General features: G+C 73.2%; 13 protein-coding genes. 2 read left to right on the top strand and 11 right to left on the bottom strand.

The window, feature by feature from the left end:
• Positions 1-185: 185 nt before the first annotated feature.
• Complete coding sequence (locus tag IEY89_RS34070; RefSeq protein WP_189151403.1) at positions 186-437, top strand: chaplin; 252 nt, start codon at positions 186-188, stop codon at positions 435-437.
• Positions 438-803: 366 nt separating this feature from the next.
• Here the strand turns inward: IEY89_RS34070 and IEY89_RS34065 are convergent, their stop codons facing one another.
• From IEY89_RS34065 to IEY89_RS34055, 3 genes are all read right to left on the bottom strand, one after another.
• Positions 804-1,367 carry a hypothetical protein gene (locus IEY89_RS34065; RefSeq protein ID WP_189151402.1) on the bottom strand — a complete coding sequence of 188 codons (564 nt, stop codon included), beginning with the start codon at positions 1,365-1,367 and terminating at the stop codon, positions 804-806.
• A 116-nt stretch (positions 1,368-1,483) separates the two neighbouring features.
• The gene (locus tag IEY89_RS34060; protein WP_189151440.1) at positions 1,484-2,758 is read right to left on the bottom strand and encodes an NAD(P)-binding domain-containing protein; all 1,275 of its coding nucleotides are present in this window, start codon (positions 2,756-2,758) and stop codon (positions 1,484-1,486) included.
• The gene (locus tag IEY89_RS34055) at positions 2,758-4,074 is read right to left on the bottom strand and encodes a carboxylate--amine ligase (RefSeq protein ID WP_189151401.1); all 1,317 of its coding nucleotides are present in this window, start codon (positions 4,072-4,074) and stop codon (positions 2,758-2,760) included. The genes IEY89_RS34060 and IEY89_RS34055 overlap by 1 nt, the downstream gene beginning before the upstream one ends.
• 186 nt (positions 4,075-4,260) lie before the next feature.
• Between IEY89_RS34055 and IEY89_RS34050 the strand changes: the two genes are divergently transcribed.
• Complete coding sequence (locus IEY89_RS34050) at positions 4,261-5,607, top strand: glycoside hydrolase family 26 protein (protein WP_189151400.1); 1,347 nt, start codon at positions 4,261-4,263, stop codon at positions 5,605-5,607.
• A 22-nt stretch (positions 5,608-5,629) separates the two neighbouring features.
• On the opposite strand, the gene IEY89_RS34045 is transcribed toward IEY89_RS34050, so the two are convergent.
• The 8 genes from IEY89_RS34045 to IEY89_RS34010 are packed head-to-tail and all read right to left on the bottom strand — an operon-like array spanning position 5,630 to position 15,053.
• Positions 5,630-6,781 carry a GNAT family N-acetyltransferase gene (locus IEY89_RS34045; RefSeq protein ID WP_189151439.1) on the bottom strand — a complete coding sequence of 384 codons (1,152 nt, stop codon included), beginning with the start codon at positions 6,779-6,781 and terminating at the stop codon, positions 5,630-5,632.
• Positions 6,782-6,789: 8 nt separating this feature from the next.
• The gene (locus IEY89_RS34040; RefSeq protein WP_189151399.1) at positions 6,790-7,443 is read right to left on the bottom strand and encodes a YveK family protein; all 654 of its coding nucleotides are present in this window, start codon (positions 7,441-7,443) and stop codon (positions 6,790-6,792) included.
• Entirely contained in the window at positions 7,440-8,594 is a 1,155-nt protein-coding gene (locus tag IEY89_RS34035; protein ID WP_189151438.1) for a glycosyltransferase, read from the bottom strand. Before IEY89_RS34035 ends, IEY89_RS34040 begins: the two co-directional genes overlap by 4 nt.
• Positions 8,595-8,599: 5 nt before the next feature.
• The gene (locus tag IEY89_RS34030) at positions 8,600-9,289 is read right to left on the bottom strand and encodes a polysaccharide deacetylase family protein (RefSeq protein ID WP_189151436.1); all 690 of its coding nucleotides are present in this window, start codon (positions 9,287-9,289) and stop codon (positions 8,600-8,602) included.
• A 46-nt stretch (positions 9,290-9,335) separates the two neighbouring features.
• Complete coding sequence (gene murJ / locus IEY89_RS34025; protein WP_189151398.1) at positions 9,336-11,048, bottom strand: murein biosynthesis integral membrane protein MurJ; 1,713 nt, start codon at positions 11,046-11,048, stop codon at positions 9,336-9,338.
• A 35-nt stretch (positions 11,049-11,083) separates the two neighbouring features.
• Positions 11,084-12,421, bottom strand: coding sequence for an O-antigen ligase family protein (locus IEY89_RS34020; protein WP_229695568.1), 1,338 nt, complete (start codon positions 12,419-12,421; stop codon positions 11,084-11,086).
• A gap of 5 nt (positions 12,422-12,426) precedes the next feature.
• The gene (locus IEY89_RS34015; RefSeq protein WP_189151397.1) at positions 12,427-13,875 is read right to left on the bottom strand and encodes a sugar transferase; all 1,449 of its coding nucleotides are present in this window, start codon (positions 13,873-13,875) and stop codon (positions 12,427-12,429) included.
• Positions 13,872-15,053, bottom strand: coding sequence for a glycosyltransferase (locus IEY89_RS34010; protein ID WP_189151396.1), 1,182 nt, complete (start codon positions 15,051-15,053; stop codon positions 13,872-13,874). Before IEY89_RS34010 ends, IEY89_RS34015 begins: the two co-directional genes overlap by 4 nt.
• Positions 15,054-15,084: the final 31 nt, after the last annotated feature.

Below are 15,084 nucleotides of genomic sequence, written 5' to 3'. Positions count from 1 at the left end.
TCTCCCCGATTTCCTTCAGCCTTTCGTGTGGACTGTGTTTTCTGCTGCTTCGGAGCGTTCGAGTGAATTAACCGTGCGACCACGTTCCGTAGTTTCTTCGGCTGTCTATGCCTCGTTTTACAACTGCCGGTCATGGTGCGAGCCGTTCATGTTGTGCTCGCTCGGTCTTCGGCCGACATCTGGGCATGACCGCAGAGAAGGGAAACCTCATGAAGAAGAGCGTTGCTGTCATCGCGGGCGCCATCATGTCGCTCGGAATGGCCGCCCCGGCCTTCGCCGACGCCGAGGCGGAGGGCTTCGCCGCTCACTCCCCGGGTGTGCTCTCCGGCAACGTGGTCCAGGTGCCCGTCCACGTTCCCGTCAACGTGTGCGGCAACTCGATCAACGTCATCGCGCTGCTGAACCCGGCGTTCGGCAACACCTGCGTCAACGACTGACGTCGTAGCACCAGCCGTTCGGCGGTGTCTGGGCCGGTCTTGGAGAGCCTTTCGGTGCCAAGGCCGGCTTTTTCTCACCTCTCCCAGCAGGAAGATAATCAGAATGCGACAGAGTCTGAGCAGGGGGATGGTCGTGGCGGCCGCCGCGACGAGCCTCTTGTCCCTGTACGGCATTTCCGCCCTCGCCGACGCCGACGCGGGCCGGTCCACCCAGGGTTCGGCTTCGCACGGAGCCCCCAGCACCCGACACGACGACCACGGCTACGGCAGCGGTCACGGAAACGGGAATGGTCACGGCAACGGCAACGGCAACGGCAACGGCAACGGCAACGGCAACGGGAGCGGGAGCGGCGACACTCCCGGCGGTTACGGCGACACCCCTCCGACGAAGCCGCCGACGACTCCGCCCACGAAGCCTCCGACGATGCCGCCGACGACTCCGCCCACGAAGCCTCCGACGATGCCGCCGACGACTCCGCCCACGAAGCCTCCGACGATGCCGCCGACGACTCCGCCCACGAAGCCTCCGACGATGCCTCCGACGAAGCCGCCCACGGGTCCGCCGACGACGATGCCTCCGACGAAGCCGCCCACGGGTCCGCCGACGACGATGCCTCCGACGAAGCCGCCCACGGGTCCGCCGACGACGATGCCTCCGACGAAGCCGCCCACGGGCCCGCCGACGACGACGCCTCCGACGAAGCCGCCCACGAAGCCTCCGACGACGCCTCCGACGAAGCCCCCCACGGGCCCGCCGACGACCACGCCTCCCACCACCACCCCGCCGACGAAGCCGCCCCACCTGCCGCCGACCGGCAGTCGTGAGGAGTTGATCGCGGCCTCGGCCGTCAGTGTCGCGATGATCGCCGGGGGCGTCATCCTGTACCGCCGGGGCAGGCGCAGCCAGCCCGGCGCCCACGAGTGAGGCACGGGTAAGGCCCCAGGCACCCGGATGAGCCACGCACCCCGCGAGGGGCGCGTGGCTCATCAAGGGGCGCGGGGAACTGCGCGACCAGCCCCCACCGGGCCCGCAGCGAACGAACCGCCTACCCCGCGGACGCGGACCGCGCCCCCTCGCGCAACCCCTGCCCCGGCACCGGCCCGCCGCCCGCCCGGGCCCCTGCCCGCAGCCGGCGCCGTACCCCTCGTACGAGCGTCTCCGCGGTGAATGTCGCGCCGTGCACGAAGCGCATCGCCGGGCCGAAACCGGACGCCGTCACCAGTCCCGCCAGGAACAGGCCGGGGTACGAGGACTCGAAGTGCCGCCCGACCGCCGGGGAACCGTCTCCCCACACGCCCAGGCTGCCGCCCAGTCGGGGGTCCAGCAGGCCCAGTCGGTCGCACGTCGCTCTGAACCCCGTTGCCGCGATGACGTGTTCGGTCTCCAGAGAGCACCGCTCGCCGGACCGGGTCAGCGTGTCCAGCCGTACGCCGCTGCCGGTGCCCGTCAACTCCCGTGCCTCCGCCACCTCTTGGCCGAGGAGGACTTGCACCGCCGGTTCGACGCGGTCGCGTACCCACCAGGCGCCCGCCGGGCCGAGGGCCGTGGCGGCGATCTTGGCGCGGGTCGGTTCCGGGAGGCGGTGGAAGAGGCCGGGGCGTTCCGCGTAGAACCAGTTGCGCCAGCCGCAGCCGAGGCCGCTGTGCGGGGCACGGGCCGAACGCCACCAGGGGCGCTGCCACGGCGGCGGTACGTCGTTCCAGCGCAGCTGCTCCGCACGGGCCAACACCCTTACCCGGGTGCCCTGTTCGGCGAGCAGGGCCGCCGTTTCCAGGGCTGCCTGGCCGCCGCCGATCACCGTGACGTCCCGGCCGCGGAAGCGGTCGAGGTCGCCGTGGTGACTGCTGTGCGAGACCAGGTCGGGGCCGAGGCCGCGCAGCGCGGCGGGGATCTCGACGAAGGGGAGCACACCGACGGCCAGGGCGACGGTCCGGGCGCGTACTGTCTCGCCGTCCTCCGTCACCGCCTCGAAACCACCGGGTACGGGCGTCACCCGGGTCACCGTCCGTTCGTCGACCTCGGGCACGGCATTGCGCGCGAACCACTGACCGTACGCGGCGAACATCTCCAGCGGGATCGGCTGCCCGTGCCGTGCCTCGACGCCCTGACCGGCGCAGTACGTGTCCAGGCGCCAGCGGTCGTCGGGGTCGGACAGGTTCGACGCCCACGGTTCCGACTTGAGGTACATGCCCCGGGGCATGTGGTCGCGCCAGGAGGCCATGGGCCGGCCGAGGACGCGCAGCCGGAGCCCGGCGCCGGCGGCGTGGGAGGCGATGGACAGGCCGTAGGGGCCGGAGCCCACCACCAGCAGGTCGTACATCAGCAACTGTTCGCTTTCTCGTCGTCGGTCAAGGAGCCGGCTGTCAGCGAGCCGTCGGGCAGGGGCTGCGGCGCGTCGGCCACCGCCTGCCGGATCACGCGTGCCCGTGTGCCGTCAGGTTCGGGCCGTGCGCACAGTCGGCGCAGCCGGGTCGGCAGGCAGCGGACGGCGTGCCGCGCCCACAGGGCCCACATCGCCCAGCCGGGCGCGAGGTCGTCCGGGGCGTGCCAGGCCAGTTCGCGGCCGGCCGGCGCCGGGCGCAGCGCGCTGAGCGGCGCGTAGTTCTCGACCACGAACGCCCGCCCGGGCCGCGGCGCCCCCTCGGGCAGCGGACGGTGGGTCAGGTCGAGGTGCTGGGCGCGTACGACGTCCAGCCCGGCCGTGTCGGTGAAGAGCCGGAACTGGGCGCCGGGACGCGGATTGAAGTCGAGCAGGTGGTAGTCGCCGGTGCTGGCGCAGCGGCGGAAGTCGAGGTCGAAGATGCCCCGGTAGCCCAGTTCGCCGACGACGCGTTCGGCGAGCACCTGCACCGTGGCGTTCGGTGTCCAGTGGCCGACCGCGGTCAGTCCGGCGCCGCGCGGCCAGGCGTGCAGCTTGCGGCCGGGGCCGCCGCCGCGCACGGTCCCGGCGCGGTCGACGTACCCGTGGCAGAACCAGTCGAGGTCGGGTCCCGGCGGCAGGAACGCCTGGAGCAGCAGTCGGCTGCCTGCCTCCTCCGTGCGCAGGTACAGCTCCCGTGCCTGCCGCGCCGAGCGCACGACGACCGTGCTGCGCAGGTCGCTGTCGGCCGGGAGCAGCCAGGGGCGGCTCCACTTCGCCACCGCCGGCAGCCCGAGACGCCAGGCCACGGCGGCGGCCTCGGTCGCGCTGTCCGGGATCAGTGTCAGCGGATGCGGCACGCCCACGGCGGCGCACACGGTGGCCAGTTCGGCCTTGTCGGCCACCCGTTCGGCCAGTGCGCCGGGCTGCTGCGGCAGCAGAAAGGCGGGCGCCAGCGCGGCCCGGGCCAGGCCCACCGCGACGGCGCTCGCGTCGTCGAGCGGGATCAGCACGGCGGGCCGCGCGATCCGGGAGGCCACCCGCAGCAGTGCGCGGGCGATGTCGGCGGGGGCGGCGCCGGGCAGCGGCGGCGGATGCAGTTGGCGCACGAAGCGGGATCTGCGTACGGGACTTCCACCGACGTCGGCGATCAGGTGGACGTCGACACCCGCCCGGCCGAGTGAGCGTACGGCGCCCAGTGTTCCGTGGTGAAAGGGATTCCGGTCGGTCCGCACGAGGACGGCGGGGACGCGGGTGTCGAGCAGCGACACGGACATGTGTTTTCGGGTTTCCTTCGGGTCGGTTCACTCGTGCGGGCGAGCGGAACACTCGAAAGTCTCAAGCGCGGTGGCGGAATTCATACTCATATGACTGAGTGTCAGTAGGTGAAAAGGCAGGACGAGAACAGGCAGTGCGAAACAGGCAGTGCGAGAGGGAGTACGCGCGTGGAGGAAGGAGCAGGCATGGCCCCACACAAGCGACGGGCCCGCACCGGACGGCTGGCGTCCCTGGCGGCGGCGGTCGCCGCGTCGGCCGTCCTGGCGGCGGGGCCGGGACACGCCGTGGGCGCGGGGGTGGCCGATCCTCCCGTCCCCCCGCCGGACACGGTCACGCAGCCGACACCACCCACGGGGATGGTGGCACCGGTCGCCCCCGTGGCCCCCGTGGCCCCCGAACCCCCGGTGGCTCCCGAGCCTCCCAAGATCGAGCCGCCAAAACCCCCCGAGCCGCCCAGGCTCCCGGCCTTCGGCGCGTACGTCGACTACGACGGCATCCGGGGCACGGCCAGGATCGCCGAGCTCAGCCGTTGGCTGGGCGGTGCCGAACTCAAGGTCGGCCACACCTATCTGCCCGGTGACCGGTGGAGCAACATCGAGGGGCTGCCCGGCTTCCTCGACGTGTGGGCGGACTGGCGGCGGGCCGAGGAGGACCGGCTGTTCGTCCTCAACGTGCCCATGCTGGAGCGTAACGAGGAGGGTGTCTCCGACCGTCAGGTCCGGGTGCAGTTGAGGCGTGGCGCGGCCGGTTTCTACGATCATCACTTCCGCGCCCTGGCCGAGCGGCTGGTCGAGCTGAGGATCCCGGACACGGTCATCGTGCTCGGGTGGGAGATGAACGGCATTACGTACACCCATCGCTGTGGGCCGGACCCGGAGGCCTGGAAGAAGTACTGGAACAGGATCGTCACCACCATGCGGGCGGTGCCGGGCCAGAAATTCCGGTTCGATTTCAATCCGACCCGGGGCAAGGACGCCGTTCCGTGGCCGCAGTGCTATCCGGGGGACGACACGGTCGACATCATCGGGATGGATTCGTACGACCAGCCCCGGGGAATCTCATTCGACGATCAGGTGAGTGAGCCCTACGGACTTCAGGCGCACGTGGATTTCGCCAAGGCTCATGGAAAGCCCATTTCCTATCCGGAATGGGGACTGTTCCGCAACGGTGACAATCCGGAGTACATGCGGCGCATGCTCGCGTGGATGGACGAGCACAAGCCGCTGTACAACACGCTGACCGACTACTGCCCGCACGGTGTGTGGCAGTGCGGCGGCAATCCGAAGGCGTCCGAGGTGTACCGCCAGGTCCTGACGGGCCGTAAGGACACCGAACCGACCGTCCCGACCCCGGTACCGCCGGTTCCGACGCCGGAACCGACCCCGCAGCCGCCGAAGCCCACGGACCCGGTCATCCCGCCCGTGCCGCTGCCGCCGCCCAACTGTTCGCCGCTGGATCTGGGCGACTGGGTGGAGTACTGGATGGGCGGCAAGCTGTGCCTGCGCTTCGACTGGTGGTCGCGCAACCGGTGACCGCCCGGAGGCGGCGGGTCGTTCACGATCCGCCGCCACCGTTGCCGGTTTCCCCTCCGCCGTTGCTTCCGCTTCCGTTGCCGTCGCGGTCCCGCAGCCGGCGCAGGAGTTCCTTGCCCCGGCTGCGGGCGGCGACATCGCACACGACCGCCGACATCAGCGGTGCCGTCAGCCGCCGGGCCAGCAACAGCCGTTGGTTGACGACGGGTTCGGGGCGCCAGTGGTGCTTGTACGGCTCGTCACCGCGCAGCAGGCTCAGTGTGCTGTGCCCGCCCGCCCCGGTGTGCTGGGCGCAGGCGTCGAGGAGCATCACGGCTACGTCCGCCTTCCGCTTCCGCAGGCCCGGATGGGCGCCGTACAGATAGCCGCCCGCGAGACGTCCCGACAGCAGCGTCAGATCGACGGCGACCACGCTGTCGTCGAGGCGGAACTCGGTGACCACGGCGTCCCCGGAGCGCACCATCGGTCCGACCGACCGGGCGAGGTGTTCGCGGAACCGGGGCTGGAGGTGTTCCGACGTCACCTTGCGCCCCTGCCACTGGAGTTGGTGCAGTTCGAGAAGGCGGGCCAGGGCCGCGTCGACCTCGTCGGGGCGGACGACGCGGCGCTCGACGCCGAGCGCGGTCAGCTTGCGCAGCTTGGCGCGGACCCGTTGGGCCTTGGCGGAGGGGAGACGGGAGACCAGAGCGTCCATCGAGACGGCCGGCAGTTCCAGGCACAGGGAGTCCCTGACCTGGCGGCGCGGGCCACGCCAGCGCTCGTACACGCGTTCCGCCGCGCCGCCGGGCCGGACCTCGCGGAGGTCGATCAGGGCGGTGCGGGCGGCGTCGGAGAGGCCCTCGGCCAGGGCGGCGGCGGCCTCGTCGGCCGTGTCGTCGTCGAGGAGCACATCACCGTAGTCGGAGATCGCGCCGCCGAGCGGCACGAGGGCGGGCAGCGGGCGGTGTACGCGCATCAGCGGGGCGGCTGCGAGGAGTTCACCCTCGGGATCGCGGACCACGACGATCCGCAGCCGGCCCGGGACGCCGTACGACAGCCACCACGAGTGCAGCCAGGCATGGCTCTGGAACGGGGTCGCCGCACCGCACCGCCGGTACAACCGGCCCCAGGCCGGGCCTAGTTCGGCGAAGACGGCCTCGTCGCTGACGACTTCGGTGCGCAGGGCGCCCGTCATCGTGACCGTCACAGCTGGCCATGTGAGTCGGCGGCGACGGCCGGGCCCGGTACGGAGGCGGCGGGCGCCGGTTCCTCCGTACGTCGCCGGGGCCGCACCAGCAGCGCCAGCCCGCCGAGCAGGCCGCCCGCGCTCGTGCCGACCAGCCCGGTCACCGCGGCCGGGGCCGAGGACGGCTCGGTCGGCTTGACCGCGCGCGAGAACTGGAGCAGCTCCACGTGGGTGGACTCCTGGGTGTCGTCGGCGTGCCGGGTGAGGGAGCGGGCCACGGCGTTCGCCATGTCGGCGGCGAGACCGGGGCGGGTGGAGGTGGCCGAGACGGCGACCATGGGAGCGTCCGGCGAGGTCGCCGTCTGCACGCTCTTGCGCAGCGTCGACACCGGTACGCCCGCCCACACCTGGGCGTCCCCGAGCACCGCGAGCTGCGTGGCGACCCGCCCGTAGGCCTGCGCGAATCCGAGAGCGGACGCCGGGTCGGACTTCTCGGCCGGTACGGCGACGACGTAGCTGGTGGCCGTGTAGGTGGGCGCCTTGAAGGTGCCGTACGCGCTGCCGAGGAGACCGCCGAGCACGGCACTGGCCGCGAGGAGGTACCAGGCGGGCAGGGCGCGAGTGCGGGCCAGGGGCGTGAGGCGGGGGACTCTGCTGGCGTTCTCGGTCATGAGGATGGGGCTCCCTGAGGTGACGGGGACTGCTTCATGGCAGGGGTGGTCGCCGCGTACACGTCCATGAGCTGGGCGGCGCTGCGGGTGATGTCGTAGTGGTGGGCGGCGGCGGGGGGCGTGCGGTCCTGCGGGCCCAGCGCGCGGGCCTCGGTGAGGGCGCGCGCGAAGGAGTCCGCGCCGCCGGGTACGCGCCGGGCGCCCTCGGCGGCCTCCGGGGGCAGGTCCTCGATCGCCGGGCAGGACACGTACCGGACGGGCAGCCCGGCGGCCAGCGCCTCCACGGCCGCGAGGCCGAATGCCTCCTCCGGGCAGGGCGAGGCGAGCAGGTCCATCGCGGAGGTGAGGGAGGGCAGGTCGGGGCCGGGGGTGCCGTCCGGTACGTAGGGGCGTTCGCCGGTGAACAGCACCCGGTCGGCGACGCCCGCCGCGCTCGCGGTGCGCCGCAGGACGTGCTCCTCGGGGCCGCCGCCGACGAGCAACAGCCAGTAGTCGTCGGGGAGTTGGGCCAGAGCGCCGATGATGTCACCGAAACGCTTGCCCGGTGCGAGCCGTCCGACGCCGCCGACGACGTACGCCCCCTCGGGCAGCCCGAGGCGCTGGCGGGTGCGGTGCCGGGCGACCGGGTCGAAGCGGAAGCGGGCCAGGTCGATGCCGTTGGGGACGACCTCGATCCGGGGCGCGGGCACACCCCAGCGGCGGAGCCGCTCGGCGACCGTGGGGGACACGGCGACGGTGGTGCGGCCGAGGCGTTCGCCGGCGAGATACAGCGCGCGGACCCCGGCGGTCAGCCGCCGTCCCTCCATCTGCGAGTCGCCGAGGGAGTGTTCGGTGGCGACGATCGCGCGGACGCCCGCGAGCCGCGCGGCGATCCTGCCGTACACGCAGGCCCGGTAGAGGTGGGTGTGGACGAGGTCGTAGCCGCCGGAACGGATGACGTTCACCAGGCGGGGCAGGGCGGCGAGGTCGCGGTTGCCGGCCATGCCGAGGTGGACGACCCGGACGCCGTCGGCGATCAGACCGTCGGCGACCGAGCCCGGGTTGGTGAGCGTCACGACGTCGCAGTCGACCGGCAAGTGCCGCAGCAGCAGCCGGAGTTGCTGCTCGGCGCCGCCGACCCCGAGGCCGGTGATGATGTGCAGGGCCTTCATCGCCGTCACGCCCCCTCGACCGGCCGGCGCCGCAGCCGGTGCAGCCGGTACTTGAGATGCAGGCGTACGGCGGTGTCGTTCTCGCCGATGTGGACGCGGGGGAGGACGTGGACGCCGTTCAGTCCGCCGGGGTCGATCGCGCAGCCGTATCCGTAACCGGCCGCCCGCACGGCATCGACAGCCCGCTGGTCGACCGTCCCGTACGGGTAGCAGAACCCCTCGACCGGAGCACCGCTCAACTCCGTGAGCACCGCTCTGCTTTCGGCGACCTCGGCGCGCAGCAGCTCGTCGTCCGCCTTCGTCAGGTCGACGTGTGTCAGCCCGTGCGACCCGATCTCGACACCGGCCCCGGCGACGGCACGGATGCCGTCCGCCGTCAGCAGCGGTTTGCGCGGGCCCAGCGGATCCCAGGCGTTCTCCCCGCCGAGCCGTCCCGGCAGGACGAAGAGGGTCGCGCCGCACTCCCAACGCTCCAGCACCGGAAGGGCGTTGGTCAGGAAGTCGGCGTATCCGTCGTCGAAGGTGAGCCCGACGAGCCCGCGCCCCTCGCCCCGGGAGCGGGCGGCGAGCAGCTCGGCCACCCCCACGCCCCGGAGCCCGCGCCGGTGCAGCCACCGCAGTTGGGCGTCGAGGCGCTCGGGTGTGACCGTGACGCGGTACGGGTCGTCCGAACAGTCGTCCACCGAGTGGTACATCGCCACCCAGGGCACGGACCCCGGGCGGTCGGCTCTCCGGGTGCGGTCAGCGGACCCGGTCGCGGCGGCGGGTACGGGGGCGGGCGTGGGAGGGGGTGCGCTTGCGGGCATGCGGAAGCCTTCGGGTCATGGAGCGTACGGAACGGAGTGCGAGTACGAGGCTCTGCACGGCCTGGGCCCGCATGAGCCGGCCGAGCAGGAAGTAGACGACGGTGACGGTCGCCGTACCGGCGGCGAGTCCCGTGGGCCCGTCGATCCGGCTGGTCACGAACGCCCCCGCGGCCGTCGCGCACACCGCTGCGCGTACCGGCTTGCTCAGTTCGGCCAGCACCTGCCCGGTCCGGATCGGCACACTGCGCGGGCCCATCCCGTACAGCAGCAGTGCGGCCGACAGCGTGATCCCGGCGGCGTTGGCGGCGGCGATTCCGCACACCCCCCACGGACCGACCGCCCACGCGCCGATCCACGAGGTCGCGACGATGCCCACGGCCATCGCGGCCAGCGGGTACCAGGTCGGCCGGTTCGAGGAGAAGTAGGAGCGGACGAGCGCGCCGACCAGGGTGTGCCCGAGCAGCCCGACCGCGTACACGCGCATCACGGTGGCCGTCGCCTCGGTGTCCCGGGCGGTGAACGCGCCCCGCTGGAAGAGGAGTTCGATGACCTGCGGCGCACAGGCGATCACCGAGGCGGCGCCGAGCAGCACCACCCAGGCGGCCAGCGCGATGTCGCGCTCCACCCGGCTGCGGGCCCGCTCGGTGTCGCCCTCCGCGATCGCCTGCGCGACCACCGGGAAGGTGACCGTGCACAGCATCAGCGACAGCGTCATCGGGATCTGCGCCACCTTCTGCGCGTAGTTCAGGTGCGAGATGGCCCCGGCGGGGAGGGTGGAGGCGAGGAACCGCTCGATGAGCACCTGCGACTGCCGGGTCAGCGCGAAGAGCAGCACGGGTGCGACGAGCGCGAACGCCATCGGCGCCCCGGACGTCTCCTCCACCACGATCTCCTCCGGCACGGCCGACCGGCGTCGCCGCAACTGCCGAAGAACAGAGGGGAGTTGGGTGACAACCATCAGTGCGCCGCCCACCGCGACCCCGGCCGCCGCCGAGCGCACCCCCCAGCGCCCGCCCAGCACGAACATCGCCGTGATGATGCCGGTGTTGTAGGCCACGTAGATCGCCGCCGGCGCCAGGAACCGCCGGTGCGCGCGCAGGGCCGCGCTGCAGTACCCGGCGAGTCCGAAGCTGAGCACGCAGGTGGCGGTGAGGCGGGTGCAGTCCACGGCGAGCGACGGGTCGGGCAGGCCGGGGGCGAGCGCCTCGACCAGGTAGGGAGCGGTGGCGATCAGCAGCGCGCCGACCGCCGTGAACGCCAGCGCCAGCCGGGGCAGCGTCGTGGCGACCAGCGCCCGCACCGGATCGCCCGGGGCACCCTGGGCGCGCCGGGCCAGCGCCATGCTGAACGCCGGGATCAGGACGAAGGCCAGCCCGTCCTCGATGAGCAGCGTCGCCGCGAACTCCGGCACGGTCCAGGCGACCAGGAAGGCGTCCGTGTCACTGCCGGCCCCGAACAGCCGGGCCAGCGACTGGTCCCGGACCAGCCCGAGCAGCGCGCCCGCGACCGAGAGGACGGCCGTGATGAGCGTGGCCTTGGCGAGGAACCCGCGGGAAACGGGGGCCAGTCCGGCGGGCTCGTTGCCGTCCCCCTCCTCTCCGCTCCCCTCCGCGGCCGGCGAAGCGGCGCGTGCCGCGGGCAGCGTCACCCTGGTCTCTTTCTCGGCCCGAGGAGGCGTCGCGTTCACCGCGCCGAGGCCTCGGGCATGTCGTCGCCACCGACGAGGGCCCACCAGGCGGCGAGGCCGAAGGCGACGGCGGTCAGCACGGTCGCGGGCCCGCCGATGTCGGCGTACAGGAAGTCGATCAGCTGCCAGATCAGCAGCCCGCAGGCGACGAGAGCGCAGTCGAGCCCGGCGGGCGCCGACCGCCGGGCCCGCACCAGCCCCCGCAGGCCGCACACCAGCAACGCCAGCCAACTGCCCCCGAGGGCCAGCAGCCCGATGAGGCCCTGCTCGCTGAGCACCAGCAGGTACATGTTGTGCGGGGACAGCAGCGGCTGCTTGCGGAACGCGGCGCCGGCGCCCTCCGTGTCGCTGCCCGAGGACAGGGCCAACGAGGCGTGTCCGTCGCGGTGTTCCGGGAACCCCTTCAACCCGACGCCGGTGAGCGGGTGTTGGCTCCACATGTCGGTCGCCGCAGCCCACATCGTGTACCGGTCGGTGACCGACTGGTCGGGGGCGTCTGTGACCTGGGTGATGCTGCTGATCCGCTCCTGGAGCATCGCCGAACCGAGGCCGAGACCGCCGACCAGGATCACCGCCGAGGCGGCCACCACCGCGCCCACCTTCAGGGCGCGCCGCATCCCGGCCAGCACCAGCTGCAGCGTGCAGGCCGCCGCGGTGGCGATCCAGGCGCCCCGGCTGAAGGAGACGGCGAGCGGGGCGAGCAGCACCAGGGCGCAGCCGGCGGCGACGGCCCGCTGCCGGGCGGCACCCGACCCGAGGGCCAGCCCCACCGAGCACATCAGCCCGAAGGACACCACGGTCGCCATGCCCATCACGTCGGTGGGCCCGAACGTGCCCACCGCCCGGATCTCCTCACCCTGGTAGGAGGCACCGGTCCCGGTCACGAACTGGTGCACCCCGACCGCCCCCTGGAACAGGGCGAGCCCGATGAACGCCCAGGCCAGCACCCGGAAGTCACGCCGGTCCCGGACCAGCAGCAGCACGGACGCCGGGACCAGCACGAAGATCTGGAGGTAGCGTCCCAGGCCCCCGATCCCGGCCGCCGGCGACGACGCCCCGACAGCCGCGACCGCGAGCCCGACCACCGGCAGCCCGAGCACCACGGCGGCCGTGCGGGACAGGGGGCGCCGCCGCTCCCGTACGAGCCGGATCGCGCAGTGGAGGACCACCAGCCCGGAGACGGCGTCGGCCGGGGTCGCGCCGCCGTCGGTGCCCTGCGCGGCCGGCAGCGCCAGCAGGGCGATCACCAGGAACACGGGCAGGAGCGGAGCGAACGACGCGACGCGCGGGAAGGGCGCTCGGCGCGGCAACGTCAGCGCGGGGCTGTGGCTCACTGCGCTCAGCTTCCTGTCGGGCGGACGAGCGTGGCGGCGGTGCGCAGCAGGATGCAGATGTCCTGCCACAGCGACCAGTTGTCGATGTAGGCGTTGTCGAAGCGGCAGCGGTCCTCGATCGAGGTGTCGCCGCGCAGTCCGTGGATCTGGGCGAGCCCGGTGATTCCGGCCTGCATCCGGTGGCGGGCCGCGTAGCCGGGGTAGGTCTGGCTGAACTTGCCCACGAAGTAAGGGCGTTCGGGCCTCGGGCCGACCAGGCTCATATCGCCCCAGAGGACGTTCCACAGCTGGAGGAGCTCGTCCAGCGAGGTACGGCGCAGGAGGCGGCAGAACCAGTTCATGCGCTGCTCGTCGGCGACGCTCCAGCGGGTCGCCGACTCCATCTCGTCGACCGGGCGGTGGGTGCGGAACTTCAGGAGGGTGAAGGGGCGCCCGTCCAGGCCGATGCGCTCCTGCTTGAAGACCACACCCCGCCCGCCGGTCAGCCGCAGCACCACCGCGCACAACAGCAGCAGCGGCGAGACCATCAGGAGCAGGGTGCCCGAGACCACGACGTCGAGCATCCGCTTGCCGAGGCTGCCCGGCCGGTCCGGCACCATCGCGAGCCGCCGGCAGGAGAACCCGGCGAGCCGCTCGGCACTCTCGTACGAGGGCGACTCGGCGTCGATCTCCCACACCGTGCAGCCCGACTCCGCCAACGCCCTCAGCAGCGGCCCCTGTTCGGCCCGTACGGACGGATGGACCGCGAGGACGGCGCGGACGCCGTTCTGGATCAGCGCCCGCTGGACCTCCTCGCCCGTGGTCAGCACGGGCAGGCCCGCCCCGCCGTCCGGATGGTCGGTGACGAGCCCCACCGGCCGCACCCCGCACGCCGGGTGGCGCAGGAACGCGGCGGCCACGCGCCGGGCGTTGCCGGCCGGGCCGATGACCAGGGCCGAGTGCGGGCGCCGCAACAGCGCCCGGCGCCGCCGCCAGTGGACGGTCGCGCGGCCCGCCGCACTCGCCGCCACCTGTACCGCGCAGCCCAGGACGAGTGTCCGCGCGGACATCGCGTCGGCGGGCGCGTACGCCCCGACCACGGCCGCCAGAGCCAGCCAGCCCATCGCGATCCGGCCGCAGACGGCGGGCAGTTCGTCGAGGAACGCGGGCACGGACCCCGGCCGGTAGAGCGAGGCGCGCGTGTTCAGCACGACCACACCGAGCAGCAGCACGCCGACGAGGACGGGGTGGCGCTGGGGCCCGGTCAGGGCCAGGGCGCCGAGCAGGGCGGCGCTGCTGTCGACGGCGAGCAGGGGCAGAGGGGAGGCCGGCCGGGGCGCGGGGCGTCGGCCGGCCGGGAATCTGAAGCCGCCGGCCGCCCCGCGGCGCGGGATGACCGAGACGGCCGACGCTGTCGAGAATCCGTGCTCCCGAGGCCCTCCGCCGGGGGAGGGGACGGTACTTTCCGCAGTCACGAGTGGATGGACTCCCTGTACTCGGCGCGCACGGGCCGCACGGCGTGCGCGGTGATCAGCTCGCGGTACACGCCCGCGACGGCCTCGGCACAGTGCCGTACGTCGTGCGCGGACAGGACGTGTCGGCGTCCCAGTCGCCCCAGCGACTCACGCAGTGGGGGGTCGAGCAGCAGTTCGGCGACGGTCCCGGCCAGCGCGTCCGGGTTCTCGGCCGGCACCAGACAGCGCGGAGCGAGAGCGGCGGGCAGACTCTCCCGCCCGCCGTCCACATCGGTGACGACCACCGGCCGCCCGCAGCCCATCGCCTCCAGCGGCGCCAGCGCCATGCCCTCCCACCGCGAGGGCAGGACGACCAGATCGGCGGCCCGGTACCAGGGGACGGCATCGGCGACGGCCCCCGCGAACAGCACGGACTCGGGGGCGAGCGCCCGCAGCCGCCGGGCTTCCGGACCGTCACCGACCAGCACCAGCCGGGCCCCCGGCACCCGCCGCGCCACCTCGCCCCACGCCCGGAGCAGCACGTCCTGCCCCTTCTGCCGGCACAGCCGCCCCACGCACACGACCAGCGGGGCGGCCGGATCGACCTCCGCGAGCAGCGGAATCCCGGCCCGTACGGAGTCCACGGGAGCAGGGTGGAAGTGCTCCGTGTCGATCCCGTTCGGGATCACCCGCCACTGCCCGGTGATCCCGGCGCGCACCCCGGTCGCCCGTTCCGCGTCGCTCACGCACACCACGCGGGAGGCCCAACGAGCACCCCACCGCTCCCACTTGAGCGCCAGTGCGGCGGTGGGCCCGCCGACCGCCTCGAACGACCAGGCGTGCGGCTGGAACACCGTCGCCACCCGTCCCCGTACCGCCAGCCGGGCGGCGAGCCCGGCCTTCGCACTGTGGGCGTGGACGACATCGGGCCGCACCGCCCCGACCACCCGCCGAAGCCGCCGCACCTCCCCGACGAGCGAGGGCCCCGGCGCGCGGGTCGCCTGCCAGGGGTGTACGTCGGCGCCGAGCGCCCGCAGTCGCGCGGCGAGGTCACCGCCGTCCGGGCAGGCGACCGTGACGTGCAGACCGGCGGCGAGCTGGGCCCGCGCCAGGTCCGTCACGACCCGGGCCGCCCCGCCGTCCACCGGCTGGGTGACGTGCAGGACCCGTGGCCCGGGGTCCGGTGCGATCTGTTGCATGCGCGGTTTCCTCGCTCACGGGTGGCGGTGC

This window comes from Streptomyces lacrimifluminis (assembly GCF_014646095.1).
In the GTDB taxonomy this organism is placed as follows: Bacteria; Actinomycetota; Actinomycetes; order Streptomycetales; family Streptomycetaceae; genus Streptomyces; species Streptomyces lacrimifluminis.
The sequence above is the reverse complement of the archived record's forward strand: the minus strand, read 5'-3'. Positions and strand labels throughout refer to the sequence as shown.